Origin of the sequence: Natrinema sp. CBA1119, from assembly GCF_002572525.1 — an archaeon.
GTDB lineage: Archaea > Halobacteriota > Halobacteria > Halobacteriales > Natrialbaceae > Natrinema.
On record NZ_PDBS01000001.1, the window covers coordinates 2,278,640 to 2,296,859 of the forward strand.

Below are 18,220 nucleotides of genomic sequence, written 5' to 3' on the forward strand. Positions count from 1 at the left end.
CCGCACGCCGGTTCCCCAGTCCGGAGTATCGTGTAGGTCGATGGGGCTGAGCGGTCTCGCCTCGAGTCACGTCTTCCTCGGATCGATATCATCGAATTAGACAGTCAGTTGCGCCACAACAGCGGTTTTTACGCGGCGGTGGTGTACGAAGCCCGATGTCGACGATAGCCGACCTTCGACTGCCGGCGGCGGAAACGGCGTTGGCAACCGCCTTCGAGCGCGCGCCGGCGGCCACGTTCGAACTCGAGTCCTCGGTATCGAAGACGCGCCCGTCGCTGTGGGTCGCCGGCGTCGATCGCGAGACGGTCGACGACGCGTTCGCGGCCGACCCCTCGGTCGAGGCAGCGGAACTCCTCGTCGAGACGGACTCGAGACTGCTGTACGACGTGACCTTCGCGGAGGAAACGGGGACCGAGATCCTCTGGAACGACCTGCTTCTCGACGGCGGCTCGCTGCTCGAGGCGCGGGCGACCGACGGCTGGTGGCAGGTGACGGTCCGGTACCGCGACCGCGACCTGCTCACCGAGGCCTACGAGCGGCTGGTCGGCCGTGGAATCAACGCCGACCTCCGGCGCGTGACCGACGTGACCGACGCCGACCGCCGCGAGACGCGGCTGACGCCCGAACAGCAGGAAGCCCTCGAGGCCGCACTCGAGTACGGCTACTTCGAGATTCCCCGCGGGGTGTCGATGGAGGAGTTGGCCGAGGAGCTCGGAATCTCCCATCAGGCGCTCTCCGAGCGGTTCCGGCGGGCCTACGAGACGCTGGTCGACGCCGAACTCCAGCCCGCGGGAGAGGAGTCACAGCTCGAGTGATCGCCAGTCGATCGGCCGCGACGGATTGTGATCGCGAGGCGGCGGCCGAATGGGAACGCGGCACAATCATTATTTGGGTGGCTTGCGTTCGCTACCACATGACTAACCTGCTTTCCGACGAGGAGATCGAGACGCAACTCCCCGACGACTGGAACCGCGAGGGCGACGAGATCGTTCGTGTGTACGAGTTCGACGACTATCTTCGCGGCGTCAACTTCGCACAGATGGTCGGCGAGATCGCCGAAGCGCAGTTTCACCACCCCGAGATCATCATTCGCTACGCCGGCGTCGAGATCCGGTTGACATCCCACGAGGAAGGCGGCATCACCGACGATGACATCGAGATGGCCGAACTGATCGAGTCCGAACGCGGCGACTGAAATCGCAATACCCACACGATGGACGCCCGCTACGTCTTCCGCGTGCGTGTCCGACTCGAGCCCGCCCAGGAGAACGTCTCCCTCGAGCCGAGCAGCGCCGAGACGACGGTCACGCTCTTTCGCGGGGCCCCGGAGCCGGGTACCGAGGGCTGGCTGTTTTTCCGGAATACGCTGTGGCGCGGCGAGGTATCCGACGAGGACTACGCCCGCCGGCTCGCCGCGGAGTGGCTCGGCGTTCCCGAGCGGACCGTCGAATCGGTCGACTTCCGCGAACTGCAGGCCGACGAGGACTATCTCGAGGCGCTGCAATCGGAGATCGAGGCGGATCTCGAGGCGTTCAACGCCGATGATGTCTCCGAGGTGTTGTCGAAGTATCTGGGTTCGAGCGTTCGAGTGACGGATGCGTCGTGACCGCGCCGCGAGTTGACCGCGTTCCGTCCGGCGCGCGAGACTCGAAATCCGCAGTCACTCGAGGGGTACAGCCACTCGTTACTCGACATCGTCGTGCGTCAGCAACGGGCGCGTTCGTTCGTCCTCGGGTGAATCGTACGTGACGACCTCGAGGAGGTTGCCGTCCGGGTCGAGGAAGTAAAAGCCCTCGAACTCCCCCCAGTCGTAGGGTCCTTGCTTCGGGAACTGTCCCTCGAGGTCGGCCATCAGCGACTCGTAGGGCCCGCGATCGGTTGCGAACGCGAGGTGGGCCTTGTCGAGCGGGTGATCGAGCCCACGCTCATCCCAGTTCTCGGCGCGGCCGGTTTCGGCCAGCGTCACGACCGTCTCGCCGGCCCGAAACATCGCGTGTGCACCCTGGAAATCGTCGGGTGGTCTGACCAGTTCGAGATCGAGGACATCGCGGTAGAACTCGTAACAGGGCTCGAGCGCGTCGACGTCGACGTTGATGTGATCGACAGCGTCCATGTCGTGAAGTACCACGGGAGGGGACATGAGGCTAGCCGTGGCAGCAGCGTCGACCGGCCTCGAGCGAGTATCGACTGCAGCGGTCCGCACCGTTCGGCCTCGAGCGAGTTTGCAACGAGCGGACGCCCCTCAGGAACGATCGACCCGCGAGGGCGACGGCGTCTGCCGCCACTCCGGTTCCTCCCGCGGCGGCGCGAGGACCCCGAGGCCGAGCGCATCCTCGCGATCCCGATTTTCCGCGCCGTGGCGTTCGTTGCTCGCGAATCGATACGCGTCGCCGGCCGTGAGCGGGTACTCCTCGCCCTCGACGATTGCGGTGAGTTCCCCCTCGAGGACGAACCCGATCTGTTCGTTGTCGTGCGCGTGGACCGGTAGCGTCGCTCCGGCTTCGATCCGCCAGTAGACCATGCCCGCTCGGTCTCCGGCGGGGAGCGCCGCGAGGTGGACGCCGTCAGCGACCTCCTCGAACGCCGCCCGGTCCGTCGATCGTTTCTCCATGTGAGCAGGCAACACTCCCCACGCCATCACTGATAAACGTATCGTGAAAACGCTTTAAGCACCTCAGCGGTGTCGGTTGACACATGTTGACACACCAATCCATCAGGCTGTTTCACCTCCCGTTCTCGTTCATGCTGCCCCAGCGGGTGGCGGCCGAAGCGGGCTACTTCCGCGATGAGGGTCTCGCGGTCGAACTGGTCGAACGGGATAGACGCGACGTCGAAGTCAAGTATATCCCCGCGGAGGAAACGCTGACGGACGATTACGACGTAGATCTCTACCCGATCTGCAAGTGGGAGAGCATCCGCCGGACGTGGGAGATGGGCGACGGCCGCATCGTCGCAAACGGCACCTTCGCGAACCTTCCGTACACCGTCTTCACGCGACCGGACTCCGACCTCGAGACCCCGGCCGACCTCGCGGAGGTCCCCGTCGGTGTCAACTTGCGAACCGGGCAGGAGTATACCGCGCGAAAGGCTCTCGAGGAACACGTCCCGCCCGACGAGATCGACCTCGTCGGCTGCGGAATGCCGACCGACAGGCTGCAGGCCCTTCGCGAGGGGCGCGTCGACGCCGTGACGCTCATCGACCCCCACAGTACCCTCGCCGACCACCTCGGTTTCCGACGGCTCCTCGAGTACGACAACCACATGGGTATCGTCGGCAGCGCCGAAATCGATCGTGACCTGCTCGAGGCGTTCCTGCGGGCCTACGGCCGCGCGGTCGACGACATCAACGCCGATCCCGACGCCTTCCGCGGGACGTATCTCGAGTTGCTCGAGGCCGACGCGGCGGTCGCGCCAGACCTGTTCGACGAGATCGACGTCGACGCCGTCCGCGAAGAGATCGACGTGCCCGAGTACGAGGTCCCCGAGCCCGCCGACCGCGGGGAACTCGACGACCACCTCGAGTGGATGCAGGCCCGCGGATTGATCGGCGAGGACGCGACGATCGACGACATCGTCGCGCCGCTGTGATCGCGCATCGAGACGCCCCAAGCGCCACCTCCATCCAGACTCCACCATGACCGATATCGACATCAGTTCCCAACAGGCCGCGATCGACGAGTTCCAGAGCGACCCCGACGACCGTCCCGTTCTGCGGGCGCGGTTCGAACACAACGGTAGCCCGCGGTACATGCTCTATACGATCAAACGGTTCGGCTACGACCACGACCACGGCTTTCACCTCGACCTGCAACTCGTCTCCGACGAACTCGAGGCGGGCCGCGAGACCGTCGAGGCGAAACTCCAGGACGGCGACGCCGACCTGATCGACATCGACTACATCTCGACGGCCCGCGAGCGCGCCGACGGCGCGCCGATCGTCGCCTTCCACCCCTACGGCCAGACCGTCGGCGGGCTGGTCGTCCCCGACGACTCGCCGATCGACGGGCTCGCGGATCTCTCGGGCCACCGGATCGGCGTCGTCAGACGCCTCGACAAGAACTGGATCCTCGTCCGGGCGGCCTGTCGGGAGTTCCACGGCTTCGATCCGGACGAGACGACGACGCCGGTCGAAGCCGGTTCGAAGGTCGAACTCACCCGGCTGCTCGAGGAGAGCGAGGTCGACGCAATCCTTCAGTTCTGGCAGATTATCCCGGAGATCGTCGAGACCGGACCCTACCGCGAGGTGCTGCCGATGTCGCGGCTGGTAGACCGCCTCGCGGACGGCGGTACCGACACCGACATCGACACTGACACCGACGGCGATCGCCCGATTCCGGTCTCGACGTTCCTGACGAGTGAGGGATATCTGGCCAACCATCCCGATGCTGTCCGCGGGTTTCAGAGCGCGTTTCAGGACGCCGTCGAGCGACTGCAACGCGACGACGAACTCTGGGACGAGATCGGCGCACAACTCATGTACGAGGACGACCCCACGGTCATCCGAGCCGTCCGCGATCGGTGGCGGGAGATGGTCGTTCCCGACTGGGACGAGTCGACGGTCGAGGGGATGGAGCGGCTGTTCGACGACCTGCGCGCGGTCGCCGGCGCGGACGCGCTCGGCGTCGACGAACTCCCGGACGGACTGTTCCGGCCGGAACTCGAGGTGGATGCATGACTGCGACGGACAGCGAGCCCATCTCGTTCCAACTCAACTGGGAACCCAACGGCTTCCAGTCGCCGTACTTCCTCGCCCGCGAAGCGGGGTTCTACGAGGCGGAGGGCCTCGAGGTCGAGTTCGTCGAGGGACACGGCTCGCCCTTCGCGGTCGAACGCGCCGCTCGCGGCGAGAGCGATATCGCGCTCGCCGGCGCGAGCGCCGTGTTGGCGAAACAAAGCGAAGGACTCGAGCCGCTCGCGGTCGCGGCGGTGACCCAGAAGACGCCAGCGGCCGTCTACACCCTGCGGGACGTCTTTGGCGAGGAACTCACCGAACCCGAACAGCTCGCGGGCCGAACGGTTGCGCCCTCCGCCACGAAGACGCGGATCCTCACCGCTCAGCTGCTCGCGAACGCGGGCATCCGCGACGAGGTCGAACTCCTCGAGGTCGACCCGCACACGCACCACCGCGTCCAGCACAAGGTGGTCGACGGGACGGTCGACGCGGCGGTCGGCGTCGTCACGAACGGGATCGAGATCGGCCGGAAACACGATCGGACGGCCGACGAACTCCCGATCGGCGACTATCTTGATATCTACGGGATGACGCTCGTCACCGGCCACGAGTTCGCGGACGAGAACCCGGAGACGATTCGGTCGTTCCTGCGGGCGACCGCGCGCGGCTGGGCTGCCGCGACTCGCGACCCCGAGCGCGCGATCGACGTGCTCGTCGACCGGAACGCCACGCTCGAGCGCAATCGAGAGATCGAACGGCGCAAGTTCGAAACCGCCGCGAACCGACTGCAGTTCACGCCGTATGCTCAGGATCACGGCTGGGGTGTGCAGGATCCGGCCCGCTGGCGGCGACTCGGGGAGACGCTCTCGGAGACGGCACTGCTCGAGGGAGCGATCGATCCAGACGCCGTGTGGACCGACGAGTTTCGGCCCGCCGACGAGCCGATCGTCGCCGAGTACGCCGACCGGGTCCGGCCGACAGCGGAGTGATCGCGTCTCCGATTTCCGCCGCGATCGGCCGTGTTCTCCATCAGTGGCCGTTCCGCGACGGTCGACAGGCATTTACTGGAGAACCCCGTATATCTGTGTCCGAATGGCCCTCGAGCAATCCGAGTACGACTTCTGGCTGCTGGACCTCGATGGGACCCTCGTCGACGTCGAGTGGTCTTACACCCGCGAGGTGTTCGACCGGGTCGGCGACCGGCTGGGGCGGGAGTTCACCGACCGGGAGGCCGACATCCTCTGGAGCGGCCTGACTGGCTCCCGGGATCGCCAGCTCGAGGAGTGGGGGGTCGACCCGCAGGCGTTCTGGGAGGTCTTCCACGACGAGGAGGACCCGCTGGTGCGGGCCGAACAGACCTACCTCCACGAGGACGCCGCGTTCGTCGCCGACCTCGAGGCACCGGTCGGGCTCGTCACACACTGTCAGGAGTTCCTCACCGAGCCGGTGTTGGAACACGTCGGGATCCGCGACTGGTTCGACGCGCGTCTGTGCTGTACCGAGGAGACGGGCTGGAAGCCCGACCCGGACCCTGTCGAGCGCGTCATGACCGATCTCGGTGTTGCTCACAACGGCCACCGGGGTGTGCTCGCCGGCGACGGTGCTTGCGACATCGGTGCGGCGTGGAACGCCGGACTCGACGCGATTCACGTCGAACGCGTCGGCCACGAGCGGCGGGGCCGGTGCGTGCTCGGCGATCACCGCGTCCGCTCGTTCGACGAACTGGGGTTCGATGGACCGCATCGATCGGCGACCGACTGACGTTTCACGGCGAGCACCCGTTCCAGTGGGCGTCTGAGAGAACGTGTGAAAATTGAGAGCACGGATCACGATATCCTCTCTCTCCTGCAGGCGGCGAATCGAGGCAGATTTCACGCACGTCGAGAGCGACGGCCGGATCTCGCTCGGGACCGACAGTGGGGATGTCGGTAAGACCACAAAGAATTCAACGGTCCAGTCGGAGACGGAGTTACGATGAAGTACTGCCTCGACTGCGACTGGCATCTAAACGCCGCCAGCGAACCGTCACAGCGCGACCGCTCGCGGGCGGCGATCGAGCATCACGTCGAGACGGGACACGCGATCGACTCGAGCGAATCGGTTGTCCGCCCGACAATTCCCGACGTCGCCGGCGAGATATTCGTTCGCGACCTCGTTCCCTCGAGCGACTGAGAACCGAGCGGCCGGCGTCTCGCCGTGGCTCACCCGTAGTGTTTCTCGAGGTAGTCGACGATCTCGTCGCTCTCGTAGCGCGATTCCTCGCGGTCGGTGTCGACGAGGAACGGAATCGGGTCCTCGCCGCCCAGACCGATCATCGCCCCGTGACGCCACTCGTTGAGCACCTCGCGGTTGCCGCCGGGTCGGCGGGGGTTGTGAGTCACGTACGAACCGCCGAGAGCCGTCAGCTTCTCGCGGACGTCCACGCTGTGTGGACAGTCCTCCGCCTGATAGAGCGCGAGCATCCTGCGTACGGTGACCACACCACCGCTCTCCGTAAACGGTGGCCGCGCAGCCACTGACGAATCGTCGGCGAGTTACGGAGTCGCATTCATGTATTCTTACCATTTAATCGACAGGAAAGCTTATGCCGGGATGCTCTGGTTATCGGTGCATGGCACGCGACACGCCGGTACAAAACCGGACTACCAACGCTGCGAACGACACACAATTGCCGAACCTCGTCACGATCGTCGGTCGAGGAGTCCCCTCGAACTACGAGATCGCCGTCGATGGTGACCTCGAGATGCTGGCGGACGATCCGATGGCCGAGGGAACCGTCCTCTCGGGGAGCGTCGCGGAGGGGGCAATCGATGTCGGCGTCCAGCGGTTTCGCTTCTCCGGCGAGATGGCGAACGTCCGACTCGTCGACTGGAACGGCAACGAAGTGCCCGACTCCGCGAGCGTCCCGACGGTCCACGTCGAGTACGGCGCGCCGAACCGGTAACGGGGTCGCGTCTCCCGACGGGAGACGATCCGGGTAGGGGTTTCGCGGACGCTGTCGAGTGACCGTCGCTATAGTAGCCACTGAAAGTCATTGCACGCCTGATCGACTGACAGCTGTCCGATCAGTGTGTGAATCGTTTCAGTGGCTGCTATAGTTTGACGGTGGCTACTTTGAACCGGAAAACGCACTCGAGAGACTTCGATGGAACTCCGCCGCGTCGTCAGTCGTCGTCGGTCGCGCCGAGACTCGCGTCACCGGTCGTCGTGTCACCGGTCGTCGCGTCGCCGGTGACGGCGGCAGCCATCGATGGCGGCGCGATCGGCCCGTCGTTCGCGCCGAACTCCGGATCGAACAGTTGGAGCGCGGTATGGATGGTGCTCCAGTCGTCTTCCGCCGCCGCCTCCCGCAGGCTCTTGGTCGGCGGTGCGAGCAACTGATTGACCAGCGAGTCGGCCATCGCCTCGACGACTTCGCGGTGCTCGTCGGACCCCTCGTCACCCTCGAGGTGCGAGAGGGCCGTCTCGACCTCTCGTTCCTTGATCCGCTCGGCGGACTCGTACATCGCGGCGATGGCCTCGTCGGCGCGGGCGCGCTTGTACTGCTCCGTGAGCAGGTCGAACTCCCGGTCGATCATCGATTCGACCTCGCGAGCCGCGTCGGCTCGCTGGTCACGGGTCTCCGCGGTGATCGACTCGAGGTCGTCCAGATCGAAGATCCGCACCGCGGGCAGCGTGGCGGTCGCCGGTGCGACATCGCGAGGCTGCCCGAGATCGACGATTACCTGTTCACTTGCCTGCCCCTCGAAATGTTGGGGCTCGAGTATCGGCTCCTCGCTGCCGGTTGCCGTGACGACGACGTCGGCGCGGGTCGCGACGGTATCGAGCGCCTCCAGCGGCGCGGCGGTGGCATCGGTCTCATCCGCGATATCGTCGACGAGGTGGGCGGCGTGGGCGACGGTCCGGTTGACGACGATGAGTTCGTCGACGCTGGCGGTCGCGAGACTGCGAGCGGCGAGTTGTCCCATCTCGCCGGCTCCGACGACCAGCGCGGTCGCTCCCTCGAGCGGAATCTCCCGGGCGGCCCGTCGCGTCGCGGCCGAGCCCAGCGAGACGACGCCCTCGTTGATCGCCGTCTCGGTGCGGGCGCGCTCGCCGACGTGGATGGCCTTCGTGACGGCGGCCTCGAGCATCGAGCCGATGCCGCCGGCGTCGCGGGCGTCCTCGTAGGCGGTCCGGACCTGGCCGATGATCTGGTCCTCGCCGAGGATCACCGACTCGAGGCCGGCGGCGACTCGCAGCAGGTGCCGCAGGCTCTCGTCGTGGTCGGTGGTGACGACGGCCTCGTTGTCGATCGCGGCGAAAAACTCCGCGAGTGCGGCCCGGCCGACAGTGTGGTCCGACCCGACGACGTACGCCTCTACTCTGTTACACGTCGAAAGGACGTACGCCTCTTCGATGTCGGGCACGGTCAGCAGCTCCGTCACGGCGGCCTCCTGATTCTCGGGGCTGGCGGCGGCGAGTTGGTCGACGCTACCGCTGTCGTGTGTCACCCGCGCTGCCGTAACGACCCCGGTCGAAATCACGGCTGATCACTCCCAGTAGACGGTTGTTCGCCGAGCACGTCCTCGATCACTTGCGGACAGTTGGAAGTACCCGTACGTAAAGCTGTCCAAAGATCCGGAGAATTGACGACGTCGGTGACGACCCGTCGGCGTCGGTTGGCCGGCACGTCGCGCGCTTTGAGTTCCTCGCGCAATCCCGCACAGACTCGGGCCATTTCGCCGGCCCCGTCGAGGGTCTCCTCAAGTTCCTGCCGAAGGTACTTGCTCAGCGCGGGTGCCGTGCCACCGGTCGCGACCGCGACGGTTACCGGCTCCTCGCGGACTGTCGCGGGAACAACGACGCTACCGGGATCGCGTTCGCCCGACCGATCCGCCCGATTGATGAGGATGCCTCGCTGGCGGGCCGCCTCGGTGACGGCCTCGTTGATCCCCTCGTCGTCCGTCGCCGCGACGATCAGGGCGGGCGCGGCGCGCTCGAGCCACCCCGCGATATCGTCGGGGCCGGGCGCGGCGCGGATCAGCTCGGCTCCGCCGAAGTCCCGGTCGGCGAAGTCGGGACTGACGACGAGTACCCGCGCTTCGCGGGCGAACCGCCGGGCCTTCCGGGCACCGACGGGGCCGCCGCCAAAGACGAGCACCGTCGCGTTCGTGAAATCGTGTAAGAGTGGAATCATCGTGTCTGAAGGGGTCCGTCTGTTCGCCGTTACCGCTCTCTGGTGTTGGCATCGGCACGCTCCGCCATCCGGATGCCGGTTTTCTTCAATATTTGCGTCGAAAACAGGGAGTCCCAGTCGTCGTCGGTCACGTCCCAGTACTCGGCCATGGTCTCGCGGACCTGCTCGATGCGCCGTTGGCTTTCGGACTCGCTGCGGCCGTGAGTCATCGCAAAGAAGTTGTACGGCCAGACGCCCTCGTGGCGCGGGCGCTGATAGCAGTGGGTGACGAAGGGCAACGCGGCGACTTCGGGGCCGACCTCGGGGACGACCTCGTCCGGCACGTTCCAGACCGTCATTCCGTTTTCGGTGTAGCCAAGCGCGTAGTGATTCGGCACGACGCCGATTCGCCGGATCTTCCCCTCCCGTTCGAACCGTTTGATCGTCTCAAGCACCCACTCGAGATCCTGATCGATCGCATCGGCCACGTCCGCGTACGGCGTCTCGGTGAGCGGCACGCCGTCCTGTATCTCGAGGACGAGGTCGCGTTCGGCCGGGGTGAGCGTGGATTCGTCGGTCGGCGTGATATCCGGGCCGAGATCAGAACAGTCGATACCGGCTGCGTCGGTGTCTCCATCGCCGTCGAACGGTCCGTCGACGTAGAACTTGGCCTCGACGCGGAACTCCTGTTGTTTGGGGAGGTTGTACGTCTCCTGGCCCGTCTCCGCTTCGATTTCGCCGAGCACTTCCTCGACGCGGCCTTCATCGGCGACACTGACGACGAACCAGACGTTCAGGTGTGGATGCTCGCGCTCGTAGTTGTGAGCCACCTCGCGGTGGTCGTTAACCCGCTCGACGATCTCGTCGAACCGGTCCTCGGGGGCGTGCATGGCGACCAGCGTCGCCGCGCCGCCAATCTCCTGGGCGTTGACGAGCGCACCGAACCGCGAGAGGACGCCGCGCTCGTCTACGTCCTGAATCGTCTCGAGTAACTCCGCTGCGTCGATGTCGACCCCGCGCTCGCGCATGGCGGCCGCGGCGGGCTCGAACGGCCGTTCCACGACGGGAAACCCGCCCTGGAAGGCGTTGACGATCGCCCGCTCGCGCTCCGTAAGGTCGACGTCCGTGGTCATACGAGGGTCTCGGGACTGGCGGTGTATAAGCGAACTGGAACGGTGACTCGATCGCATGCTGTGTCCGGTGCCGGACTGTCCGTTTGGTTTGATAGCAGCCGGTCTCGGAACCTGTGTCTCTGAAGTGGAGACGAAGAAATCGAACCCGTTCCCCCTGTTCTGATCCGTGTGGTGTTGCCATATTGTGTACACCACAGGGTTTACGTCCGTCTGCTTTGTATACCCAGTATGAGCGGAGAGAACCGAGGAGACTCCGGGCAGTACACCGAAACCGTCACAGTGGATGCCGTTCTCGGCGTCTTCGAATCGGTCGACGGACCTGTCGTCACATCCGGGGACGTCGCTGAGGCGCTCGAGTGCTCCCGTGAGACGGCGCGCCGGAAGCTTCGTACCCTCGAGTCGCAGGGTCGGGTCGCCAGCCGAAAGACTGCTGGACGCGTCATCTGGTGGCTCGTGGAGGACTCGGAACCGATCGGAGAGATCAATCCGGACGATTCGTTCTGGGAGTTAGAACCGGGGGAATCGGGGGAGAGCGACGTTTCCGAGACTGTCGATGAGGTATTGTACGGCGACTCATGAGTGAGAAGGGGGCGGTACCGCTGTTCGTCGACACTGGAGCGTTCTACGCGCGAGCTGATGCGGACGATACACACCACGAGACTGCCAAACGAGTATTTGGGAGGATTCGGTCGGGCGACCTTCTGTATCGGCCGATATACACGTCGCAAGCAGTCCTCTCGGAGCTCGCGACACTCCTTCTCTACAAAATCGGTCACACCGACGCTGTTCGCGCAATCACGGCGATACGAGACGCGGAGAGCGTCAACGTCGTTCCAGTCAGTCGATCCGCCTTCGAGGCGGCCGCTGTGCAGTTCACCGAATACGATGACCAACAGATTTCGTTCGTCGATCACGCGACTAGCGTTCTCGCCGACGAGCGGAACGTAGACCACGTCTTCGCCTTCGATAGTGACTTTCGAACGCTGGAATTCACGCTCGTTCCCGAAGACGTTACCAGTTCGGTTTAGTTGCTTTCGACACCTGTCACGTCGAAACCGAGCTCTCGAATCCCCTCGAGGATCGCCTCGTGGTCCGCGCTCGCCTCGTAGTAGATGACGATGTCGAAACTCCCCTCGCGCAGCAGTTGCTGGCACTCCCAAACGAATTCCTCGTCCTCGAGTGTCAGGCCCTGGTGTTGGTTCGAGGAGAAGTCGGTGTCGTCGTTGCCCGAGTAGACGTAGCAGTCCTGCGGGTCGTACCCCGACTGTTCGGCGATGATGTCGCCGACGTCGATCGTCGCCTGCATCATCTGCACGTCCTCGCTGCCGTCGTAGTCGGTGTGGACGATCGCCCCGTTGAGGGCGATGTCGCCGGGTTCGAGCAGCGCCCTGGTCCGCTGGTAGAGGTCCTCGTCGAGCGCGTCGGAGTTGGTGTTCGTCATTATTGGAATCGTACGGGGCCGGCCTGATAGCCGTCACGATTCCGACGGCGCGGGTGACTCATCCCGGAGAGAGCGCCCCTGTCCTCACGCCCAGGAGTGTGAGGGTGTCGCTCCGTCTCGCTGTGGGAGGGTGACACGCAAGAATCATAGGTCTCGGTGACTTTTACCCGGGTAATGAAGCGGTGGCTCCGCCAACGTGTCGATTCGGCCTACGAGCAGTTGCTCTCCAGGGAGATTTCCGGCGCGCCGACGCACGTCGCAGTGATTCAGGACGGGAACCGGCGGTACGCCCGCCGCCGGGGCGGCGACGCCCACGAGGGCCACCGGGCCGGTGCCGAAACGACCGAACGCGTCCTCGAGTGGTGTCAGGACATCGGCGTCGAAGAGCTGACGCTGTACACGTTCTCGACGGAGAACTTCGAGCGGCCGGCGGAGGAAAACGAGGCGCTGTTTGACCTCCTCTGTGAGAAACTCCACGAGTTCGCGGACGCCGACCGCGTCCACGAGAACGACGTCTGCATCCGCGCCATCGGCGAAACGGAGATGCTTCCCGAGCGGGTTCAAAACGCCGTCGAGTACGCCGAACGGCGCACGTCTGGCTACGATCGGTTCGTCCTCAACATCGCGCTCGCCTACGGCGGTCGCTCGAGACTGCTCGAGGCTGCCCGCGGGGTCGCGGCGGGCGTCGAAACGGGCGACCTCGAGCCCGACGAGATTGACGTCGAAGACATCGAGCGCCGACTGTACGATCAACCGGTTCGAGACGTCGACCTCATCATCAGACCGGGCGGCGACGAGCGGACGTCGAACTTCCTCCCGTGGCACGCCAACGGGAACGAGGCGGCCGTCTTCTTTTGTACGCCCTTCTGGCCGGAGTTCTCCAAGACGGACTTCCTCCGCGGGATTCGAACCTACGAACATCGTGAGGAATCCTGGCGACGAACCCGCGCTCGCCGTGCACTGGCCCTGCTCGGCGCGGTCAGCGAGCCGGAACTCGCCGAAGCTCGTTCGATCGTCGACCGGTTTCGCGACTCGCTCCCATCGGGCGAACGGCCCGACGCCGGGGAACTCGAGAGCGGGGACTCGAGCAGTCAGGTTGCGGACTGACCCCGCTGTACGGCCACTATCGTCCTGCCGTCGGCTACTGCCCGCCGCCGTCCACCACTGCCTCCCCGCGTATCCATCGGTCGCAGAGCTGCCCGGCGATCGGGCGGCACCGATCCCTGTGGGATGCTAGCTACCCTCACCGCAAGACATTTATCCATCAGTATAACAACACAATTTGCGATGCCGGCTCCAAACAGTGCGCCCGTCGTCGATGTCGAGCGGTTCGTTCGGCTTACGAACGTCCCGCTCGACGAGGCGTACGCGCTCCTTGCGAACCCCAGGACGCGTCTCACCCTCCACGTGCTCTCGACGTGTGAACCACCGCTCCCGGTCGACAGGCTGACCGACGCCGTCGCCGGTCGGGACGACGCCGACGAACGCGCCGTTCGCGTCTCGCTCAGCCACGTCGTCCTACCGAAACTCGAGGCGCGCGACATCCTCGAGTACGACCGCGAGACGGACACGGTCCATCTGGAACGTCCCGTCGTCGCCGCGGACGATCGGGTCGCGGAACTCGCCGGTACGATCGAGTCGACGGGAACGAACACCTCACAGCGGCGTGACTCTGCCGACTAACGGCCGTACCGTCGCGACCGGTTGCAGTACTCACGGACCGCCCGGAGAAAGTCTCGCTTGCGGAAGTCCCGCCAGTTGACGTCGGTGAAGTACAGTTCCGAGTAGACCGACTGCCAGATCATGAAATCGGAGAGTCGCTCCGCGCCGGTCTTGATAACCAGATCCGGCTCCGACGGGAACACGAGGTGGCCTTCGACGTGTTCGTCGTCGATCTCGTCGGGATCGAGTTCGCCCGACTCGACCCGCTCCGCGAGGGTCCGCACCGCGCTGGTGAACTCGTGTTTCCCGCCGAGGCCGATCCCGATCCGGATCGGGGCGTCCGCACGCGCCCTGTCCTCCGGGCCGCGAACGGCGACCGGCCGCGGCGCGTCGATCGTCTCGAGTTCGCGCTGTAAGGCCGGCACCGCCGCCGCGTCGAGGACGCTCACGTAGACGGTCACCTGCGAGGCGTACTCGACAGCCCACTCGAAGAAGTCCGTGAGCGTCTCGTAGGCGCCTCGCTCTAACAGATCGCGTTCGGTGATCACGAGCGCGACGTGGTCTGGGGGGTCGCCGTCGTGACGGGCGATCCGGAGGGCGAGGTACCGTTCGTACAATCCCACACGCGTGAGTTTCCCGGCGACTGTGATACGAGTTTCGGGTTTCTAACGGGCGCCCAGCGACGATACGTACAGCCCGAATGAGCCGTTAAACGCGGTGAAAACCGACTCGAGCAGCGTTCACGAACCTTGAAGTAATCGCCACAGAAATGGACCGATATCGTGACAGCACCCGTTCGGCGAGCCGGCGTGTTCGCGGCTCTCTGTACGCTCTCGCTGGCCGTTCCGCTCGTCGAACCGCGGGTGGCGGCCGCGGTCGCCGGTGTCGTCCTCCTGGGGGCCTACGTGATCACCGACGGCCCGCTCTTCGACCTGCTGGCGTATCCGGGTGATTACGAGGATTCACGACTCTACGGTCTCATCACGTTCGTTCTCGCGGCGGTCGCGCTCGGTCTCATGGCGACCGCGGCGTCGATGCCGATCGCCGTCTTCATCGGGACGATACTGCTGGTCGGCTACGGCAACCTCGGCGCGCAACTCGTCAGGCTACGAACGGACACCGATGTCGTTCGCGTGGGCGGCTTCTGTCTCGCGGCACTCGCAGCCGCTGTCGCCGGACAGGCGCTCACTCACTCGCTCACCGGTGACGCCGTCGCATCAGCACTGCCGCTGGTCGTCTTCTTGGCCGCCAGCGGTGCGTTCTTCGCCGCGCTCCTTCGCGACGTACTCCTCCCATCCGACGACCCGATCATCGTCCTCTCGGTCGGCCTCCTGCTCTGGTTGCTCGCGGAACTCGAGCCGACTATCGGGACGGGCGAAATCGTCATCGCACTCGCCGTTACGGTCGCCTTCGGCTACGCATCCTACGCCCTTGAGACGGCGTCCATCGCGGGGATGCTCACCGGGATCTTGTTGGGGCTGCTAACGATCGTTCTCGGCGGCTACGGCTGGTTCACCGTCCTCATCTCCTTTTTCGCCATCGGCGGCCTCTCGACGAAGTTCCGATACGAGCGGAAGACGGAACTCGGCGTCGCCGAGGACAACAATGGGGCTCGGGGGAGCGGGAACGTCCTCGGCAACGCCGCCGTCGCGCTCGTCGCGGTGCTCGGCTACGCGGCCAGCGACGCCGGCTTCCTCCCTCGAGAGCCCGAACTGTTCCTCTTCGCCTTCGCGGGCTCGATCGCGACCGCGATGAGCGACACCCTCTCGAGCGAGATCGGCAGCGTCTTCGACCGGCCGCGGCTGATCACCACCCTCGAGCCGGTCGATCCCGGCACGGACGGCGGCGTCACCTGGCAGGGAGAACTCGCCGGCGTGGTCGGCGCAGCGGTCGTCGCCGCGATCGCGTACGGGCTCTTCCCCGACATCGAACTCGTCGGCGCGGCGATAATCGTCGCCGCGGGTATCGCCGGCATGACCGTCGATAGCCTGCTCGGGGCGACGCTCGAGGGAACGATTCTGGGGAATCAGGGCGTGAACTTCCTGGCGACGCTCTCCGGCGCGCTCGTCAGCGCCCTGCTGGTGCTCTCGATCGCCGTTTCTTGAGGGTCAGAACCGATCTCGGATTCGAAGCGTCCAACGATGCCGACAGTCACACCGTGACCGTTCGGTCCGTGGACACGGCTCGTGGGGCACCGTACCGGACTGGCTACCCATTCTCCGTTCGACGGCCGGATTCAGTTGCGAAAAATCGCCAGTCACTCCGCGTCCGGCCGCTGCTCGGCGACGTCGTCGACCGCGTGGATCCGAACGTTGGTCGGCCGCTTGGTGAACTGGCCGAGCGAGCGCGCGATGATTCGGTTGACGCCGCGGTCGGCCGCCAGATCGAGAAGCCGCTGGTCGAGGATCCCGTCGAGGACGACCGTCGTCGGCGCGGTCTCGAGGGCCTCGAGTGTCTCGTAGGCCTCGCTCGCGTCGGCGTCGTCGATCGGGTCGGCCTCGGCGTCGAGAAAGCGGACGCTGTCGGTACCCGCCCGAATGACCGCGGTCGCGTGCCCGTAGACCGTCTCGGGGGCGCGATCGGTATCGGACTCGGCGTCGGTCGCGGCCTCGTCCTGGCGCGCCCGTTCCGAATCCGTCTCCGCCTCCTCGGCGGACGCGCCCGACTGCGCCCGACTCGTCGCCGCTCGTTCCGGCTCGACCGCCGACGACGTCTCGAGGGCGGCGCTCGAGTCGGGAGCTCGCTCGCTCGACTCGAGATCGCCCTCGTCGTCGGGCTCCGTGGTCGTCGGTGACGCGGTCGACACGTCGGACGGCGGCGGTGCCGGCGTCGTACTCCCGTCGGTCGCGGCGATCGCGTCCCGGGGTTCGTTCAGCTCCGAGACGGTCTCGTAGGGCACCTTGTTCCGGAGCGCGGCGAACAGTTCGTGGTGGTTCAGGTCCTCGACGGAGCTCTCGGTGGGCGCGAAGGCGACGTAGTCGAGGTCGCCGACCTGAGCGAGCTCCTCGAGGATGAGGTCCCCACCGCGGTCGCCGTCGAGGAAGGCCGTGACGGTGCGGTGACGAGTGAGTTCGGCCACGGCGTCGGGGACGCTCGTCCCCTCGACCGCGATGGCGTTTTTGATGCCGTACTTGAGCAGGGAGAGGACGTCGGCCCGGCCCTCGACGACGATGATCGCGTCGCTGTCCGTCACTCGGGGGCCGGCGGGGAGTCCCTCGTACTCGGTGATGTCTTCGACGCGAACCTGCTGGCGCACCTCCGCGAGGATCTCGTCGGAGGACATGATCGTATCGTCGAACCCCGTCCGGAGCAGTTCCTTCGCGCGGTCGACGACTTCCTTTCGCTTCGCCGCGCGCACGTCCTCGATCTCCCGTACCTCGAGGTCGGCCCGGCAGGGACCGACCCGGGTGATGGTCTCGAGGGCGGCGGCGAGGGTGGCGGTTTCGACCTTGTCCAGACTGGTCGCGATCGTCACCTGTCCGTGAGACTGACCAGCGGTGCTCGTGATTTCGACGTCGATACGACCGACTTTGCTCGACTGGCGGAGGTCGCGGAGGTCGAGCTCGTCGCCGAGCAGTCCTTCGGTCTGGCCGAAGATCGCGCCGACGACGTCGCTTCGCTCGACGATCCCGTCAGCCGTCACGTCTGCGTGGATAAGATATTTCGAGGTGTCTTCCATTGGAGATCTGTCCCCGGGAGGGGCGGTGACGCGGGTATCGCGTACAGAGACCGATTTATATGTGATTTCGGTCGTGGGGGGCAAATAGCTGTTGACCTCCGTAGGCGTTGGCTCGGCTCAGTTTGCCGGTGACCATTCGATCTCGATTCGGCGTCTTCGAACGTATCCGATCGTCGGTCTGTATGCGAAAGCGACGATTTGAACGACCGTTCACTACAGACAGTGCAAGTACCTTTTTGCTGCGGGTCCTCGTTCGCTTCGCTCACTCGAACCGCTTGCAAAAATCTACGCTAAAAAGGCCGCTCGCTCCCGATGGTCGCTCACGGGTGCACTCCTTGCAACGCGACCGCAGCGGTAACTCCTTGGCCTGTACAAAGCGTTTTACCTGTTTATCGCTTCGGTCAGCGGGATATGCCTCGTCACCGCTGCTTCGAAACGATCCCTCCTCGCTTTCGAGATCTCGTCTACGACTTTC

23 protein-coding genes are annotated in these 18,220 nt (G+C 65.4%); 14 read left to right on the top strand and 9 right to left on the bottom strand.

Features of this window, described 5'->3' with window-relative positions; all coding sequences use genetic code 11:
- The first annotated feature begins 155 nt into the window (after nucleotides 1-155).
- From CP556_RS11170 to lwrS, 3 genes are all read left to right on the top strand, one after another.
- Complete coding sequence (locus tag CP556_RS11170) at nucleotides 156-815, top strand: helix-turn-helix domain-containing protein (protein WP_098725689.1); 660 nt, start codon at nucleotides 156-158, stop codon at nucleotides 813-815.
- Between the two features lie 98 nt (nucleotides 816-913).
- Nucleotides 914-1,195: a 4a-hydroxytetrahydrobiopterin dehydratase gene (locus CP556_RS11175; RefSeq protein WP_098727371.1), complete on the top strand. Its 282-nt coding sequence runs from the start codon at nucleotides 914-916 to the stop codon at nucleotides 1,193-1,195.
- Nucleotides 1,196-1,213: 18 nt separating this feature from the next.
- Entirely contained in the window at nucleotides 1,214-1,606 is a 393-nt protein-coding gene (lwrS, locus tag CP556_RS11180) for an LWR-salt protein (RefSeq protein ID WP_098725690.1), read from the top strand.
- 78 nt (nucleotides 1,607-1,684) lie between these two features.
- On the opposite strand, the gene CP556_RS11185 is transcribed toward lwrS, so the two are convergent.
- Nucleotides 1,685-2,113: a VOC family protein gene (locus CP556_RS11185; protein ID WP_098725691.1), complete on the bottom strand. Its 429-nt coding sequence runs from the start codon at nucleotides 2,111-2,113 to the stop codon at nucleotides 1,685-1,687.
- 129 nt (nucleotides 2,114-2,242) lie between these two features.
- Nucleotides 2,243-2,611: a cupin domain-containing protein gene (locus CP556_RS11190; protein WP_098725692.1), complete on the bottom strand. Its 369-nt coding sequence runs from the start codon at nucleotides 2,609-2,611 to the stop codon at nucleotides 2,243-2,245.
- 83 nt (nucleotides 2,612-2,694) lie between these two features.
- Between CP556_RS11190 and CP556_RS11195 the strand changes: the two genes are divergently transcribed.
- The 5 genes from CP556_RS11195 (at nucleotide 2,695) to CP556_RS11215 (ending at nucleotide 6,844) form a co-directional block, all read left to right on the top strand.
- The gene (locus tag CP556_RS11195; RefSeq protein WP_098725693.1) at nucleotides 2,695-3,588 is read left to right on the top strand and encodes an ABC transporter substrate-binding protein; all 894 of its coding nucleotides are present in this window, start codon (nucleotides 2,695-2,697) and stop codon (nucleotides 3,586-3,588) included.
- 46 nt (nucleotides 3,589-3,634) lie between these two features.
- Nucleotides 3,635-4,675, top strand: coding sequence for an ABC transporter substrate-binding protein (locus tag CP556_RS11200; protein ID WP_098725694.1), 1,041 nt, complete (start codon nucleotides 3,635-3,637; stop codon nucleotides 4,673-4,675).
- Nucleotides 4,672-5,661 (top strand): ABC transporter substrate-binding protein, encoded by a 990-nt coding sequence (locus tag CP556_RS11205; RefSeq protein ID WP_098725695.1) that lies wholly within the window; start codon nucleotides 4,672-4,674, stop codon nucleotides 5,659-5,661. The genes CP556_RS11200 and CP556_RS11205 overlap by 4 nt, the downstream gene beginning before the upstream one ends.
- 103 nt (nucleotides 5,662-5,764) lie before the next feature.
- A complete protein-coding gene (locus CP556_RS11210; protein ID WP_098725696.1) occupies nucleotides 5,765-6,433 on the top strand; it encodes an HAD family hydrolase in 669 nt (222 codons plus the stop codon).
- A gap of 213 nt (nucleotides 6,434-6,646) precedes the next feature.
- A complete protein-coding gene (locus tag CP556_RS11215) occupies nucleotides 6,647-6,844 on the top strand; it encodes a hypothetical protein (RefSeq protein WP_098725697.1) in 198 nt (65 codons plus the stop codon).
- 29 nt (nucleotides 6,845-6,873) lie between these two features.
- Here the strand turns inward: CP556_RS11215 and CP556_RS11220 are convergent, their stop codons facing one another.
- Complete coding sequence (locus CP556_RS11220) at nucleotides 6,874-7,134, bottom strand: glutathione S-transferase N-terminal domain-containing protein (RefSeq protein WP_098725698.1); 261 nt, start codon at nucleotides 7,132-7,134, stop codon at nucleotides 6,874-6,876.
- Between the two features lie 149 nt (nucleotides 7,135-7,283).
- On the opposite strand from CP556_RS11220, the gene CP556_RS11225 reads away from it, so the two are divergent.
- Complete coding sequence (locus CP556_RS11225; RefSeq protein WP_098725699.1) at nucleotides 7,284-7,616, top strand: hypothetical protein; 333 nt, start codon at nucleotides 7,284-7,286, stop codon at nucleotides 7,614-7,616.
- Nucleotides 7,617-7,836: 220 nt separating this feature from the next.
- On the opposite strand, the gene hemA is transcribed toward CP556_RS11225, so the two are convergent.
- The 3 genes from hemA to ahbB are packed head-to-tail and all read right to left on the bottom strand — an operon-like array spanning nucleotide 7,837 to nucleotide 10,963.
- A complete protein-coding gene (hemA, locus tag CP556_RS11230; RefSeq protein ID WP_098727372.1) occupies nucleotides 7,837-9,195 on the bottom strand; it encodes a glutamyl-tRNA reductase in 1,359 nt (452 codons plus the stop codon).
- Complete coding sequence (locus CP556_RS11235) at nucleotides 9,195-9,851, bottom strand: precorrin-2 dehydrogenase/sirohydrochlorin ferrochelatase family protein (RefSeq protein WP_098725700.1); 657 nt, start codon at nucleotides 9,849-9,851, stop codon at nucleotides 9,195-9,197. The genes hemA and CP556_RS11235 overlap by 1 nt, the downstream gene beginning before the upstream one ends.
- A 29-nt stretch (nucleotides 9,852-9,880) precedes the next feature.
- The gene (gene ahbB, locus CP556_RS11240) at nucleotides 9,881-10,963 is read right to left on the bottom strand and encodes a siroheme decarboxylase subunit beta (protein ID WP_098725701.1); all 1,083 of its coding nucleotides are present in this window, start codon (nucleotides 10,961-10,963) and stop codon (nucleotides 9,881-9,883) included.
- Between the two features lie 228 nt (nucleotides 10,964-11,191).
- On the opposite strand from ahbB, the gene CP556_RS11245 reads away from it, so the two are divergent.
- The gene (locus CP556_RS11245; protein WP_098725702.1) at nucleotides 11,192-11,542 is read left to right on the top strand and encodes a helix-turn-helix domain-containing protein; all 351 of its coding nucleotides are present in this window, start codon (nucleotides 11,192-11,194) and stop codon (nucleotides 11,540-11,542) included.
- Nucleotides 11,539-11,991, top strand: a complete 453-nt coding sequence (locus CP556_RS11250) for a type II toxin-antitoxin system VapC family toxin (protein ID WP_098725703.1) — start codon at nucleotides 11,539-11,541, stop codon at nucleotides 11,989-11,991. Before CP556_RS11245 ends, CP556_RS11250 begins: the two co-directional genes overlap by 4 nt.
- Here CP556_RS11250 and CP556_RS11255 read toward each other — a convergent pair.
- Nucleotides 11,988-12,404 (bottom strand): DUF5778 family protein, encoded by a 417-nt coding sequence (locus CP556_RS11255; RefSeq protein WP_098725704.1) that lies wholly within the window; start codon nucleotides 12,402-12,404, stop codon nucleotides 11,988-11,990. The two genes, CP556_RS11250 and CP556_RS11255, sit on opposite strands and share 4 nt — an antisense overlap.
- 174 nt (nucleotides 12,405-12,578) lie before the next feature.
- On the opposite strand from CP556_RS11255, the gene uppS reads away from it, so the two are divergent.
- Nucleotides 12,579-13,511: a polyprenyl diphosphate synthase gene (gene uppS, locus CP556_RS11260; protein WP_098725705.1), complete on the top strand. Its 933-nt coding sequence runs from the start codon at nucleotides 12,579-12,581 to the stop codon at nucleotides 13,509-13,511.
- A 180-nt stretch (nucleotides 13,512-13,691) separates the two neighbouring features.
- Nucleotides 13,692-14,087 carry a DUF7344 domain-containing protein gene (locus tag CP556_RS11265; RefSeq protein WP_098725706.1) on the top strand — a complete coding sequence of 132 codons (396 nt, stop codon included), beginning with the start codon at nucleotides 13,692-13,694 and terminating at the stop codon, nucleotides 14,085-14,087.
- On the opposite strand, the gene CP556_RS11270 is transcribed toward CP556_RS11265, so the two are convergent.
- Entirely contained in the window at nucleotides 14,084-14,689 is a 606-nt protein-coding gene (locus tag CP556_RS11270; protein ID WP_098725707.1) for an undecaprenyl diphosphate synthase family protein, read from the bottom strand. The genes CP556_RS11265 and CP556_RS11270 overlap by 4 nt on opposite strands.
- Before the next feature lie 159 nt (nucleotides 14,690-14,848).
- Here CP556_RS11270 and CP556_RS11275 point away from each other — a divergent pair, with 159 nt between their 5' ends.
- Nucleotides 14,849-16,171 (top strand): DUF92 domain-containing protein, encoded by a 1,323-nt coding sequence (locus CP556_RS11275; RefSeq protein ID WP_098725708.1) that lies wholly within the window; start codon nucleotides 14,849-14,851, stop codon nucleotides 16,169-16,171.
- Between the two features lie 152 nt (nucleotides 16,172-16,323).
- Here the strand turns inward: CP556_RS11275 and dnaG are convergent, their stop codons facing one another.
- Entirely contained in the window at nucleotides 16,324-17,745 is a 1,422-nt protein-coding gene (dnaG, locus tag CP556_RS11280) for a DNA primase DnaG (protein ID WP_098725709.1), read from the bottom strand.
- Between the last annotated feature and the right edge of the window lie 475 nt (nucleotides 17,746-18,220).

What these genes read in the sequence shown, in the direction of transcription:
- ahbB (WP_098725701.1), bottom strand. Translation starts at nt 10,963, where the DNA reads ATGACCACGGACGTCGACCTTACGGAGCGCGAGCGGGCGATCGTCAAC.
- CP556_RS11245 (WP_098725702.1), top strand. Translation starts at nt 11,192, where the DNA reads ATGAGCGGAGAGAACCGAGGAGACTCCGGGCAGTACACCGAAACCGTC.
- CP556_RS11195 (WP_098725693.1), top strand. Translation starts at nt 2,695, where the DNA reads ATGTTGACACACCAATCCATCAGGCTGTTTCACCTCCCGTTCTCGTTC.
- uppS (WP_098725705.1), top strand. Translation starts at nt 12,579, where the DNA reads ATGAAGCGGTGGCTCCGCCAACGTGTCGATTCGGCCTACGAGCAGTTG.
- CP556_RS11215 (WP_098725697.1), top strand. Translation starts at nt 6,647, where the DNA reads ATGAAGTACTGCCTCGACTGCGACTGGCATCTAAACGCCGCCAGCGAA.
- CP556_RS11200 (WP_098725694.1), top strand. Translation starts at nt 3,635, where the DNA reads ATGACCGATATCGACATCAGTTCCCAACAGGCCGCGATCGACGAGTTC.
- CP556_RS11170 (WP_098725689.1), top strand. Translation starts at nt 156, where the DNA reads ATGTCGACGATAGCCGACCTTCGACTGCCGGCGGCGGAAACGGCGTTG.
- CP556_RS11235 (WP_098725700.1), bottom strand. Translation starts at nt 9,851, where the DNA reads ATGATTCCACTCTTACACGATTTCACGAACGCGACGGTGCTCGTCTTT.
- CP556_RS11220 (WP_098725698.1), bottom strand. Translation starts at nt 7,134, where the DNA reads ATGCTCGCGCTCTATCAGGCGGAGGACTGTCCACACAGCGTGGACGTC.
- CP556_RS11210 (WP_098725696.1), top strand. Translation starts at nt 5,765, where the DNA reads ATGGCCCTCGAGCAATCCGAGTACGACTTCTGGCTGCTGGACCTCGAT.
- CP556_RS11255 (WP_098725704.1), bottom strand. Translation starts at nt 12,404, where the DNA reads ATGACGAACACCAACTCCGACGCGCTCGACGAGGACCTCTACCAGCGG.
- CP556_RS11175 (WP_098727371.1), top strand. Translation starts at nt 914, where the DNA reads ATGACTAACCTGCTTTCCGACGAGGAGATCGAGACGCAACTCCCCGAC.
- CP556_RS11265 (WP_098725706.1), top strand. Translation starts at nt 13,692, where the DNA reads ATGCCGGCTCCAAACAGTGCGCCCGTCGTCGATGTCGAGCGGTTCGTT.
- CP556_RS11185 (WP_098725691.1), bottom strand. Translation starts at nt 2,113, where the DNA reads ATGGACGCTGTCGATCACATCAACGTCGACGTCGACGCGCTCGAGCCC.
- lwrS (WP_098725690.1), top strand. Translation starts at nt 1,214, where the DNA reads ATGGACGCCCGCTACGTCTTCCGCGTGCGTGTCCGACTCGAGCCCGCC.
- dnaG (WP_098725709.1), bottom strand. Translation starts at nt 17,745, where the DNA reads ATGGAAGACACCTCGAAATATCTTATCCACGCAGACGTGACGGCTGAC.
- CP556_RS11225 (WP_098725699.1), top strand. Translation starts at nt 7,284, where the DNA reads ATGGCACGCGACACGCCGGTACAAAACCGGACTACCAACGCTGCGAAC.
- CP556_RS11190 (WP_098725692.1), bottom strand. Translation starts at nt 2,611, where the DNA reads ATGGAGAAACGATCGACGGACCGGGCGGCGTTCGAGGAGGTCGCTGAC.
- CP556_RS11205 (WP_098725695.1), top strand. Translation starts at nt 4,672, where the DNA reads ATGACTGCGACGGACAGCGAGCCCATCTCGTTCCAACTCAACTGGGAA.
- CP556_RS11250 (WP_098725703.1), top strand. Translation starts at nt 11,539, where the DNA reads ATGAGTGAGAAGGGGGCGGTACCGCTGTTCGTCGACACTGGAGCGTTC.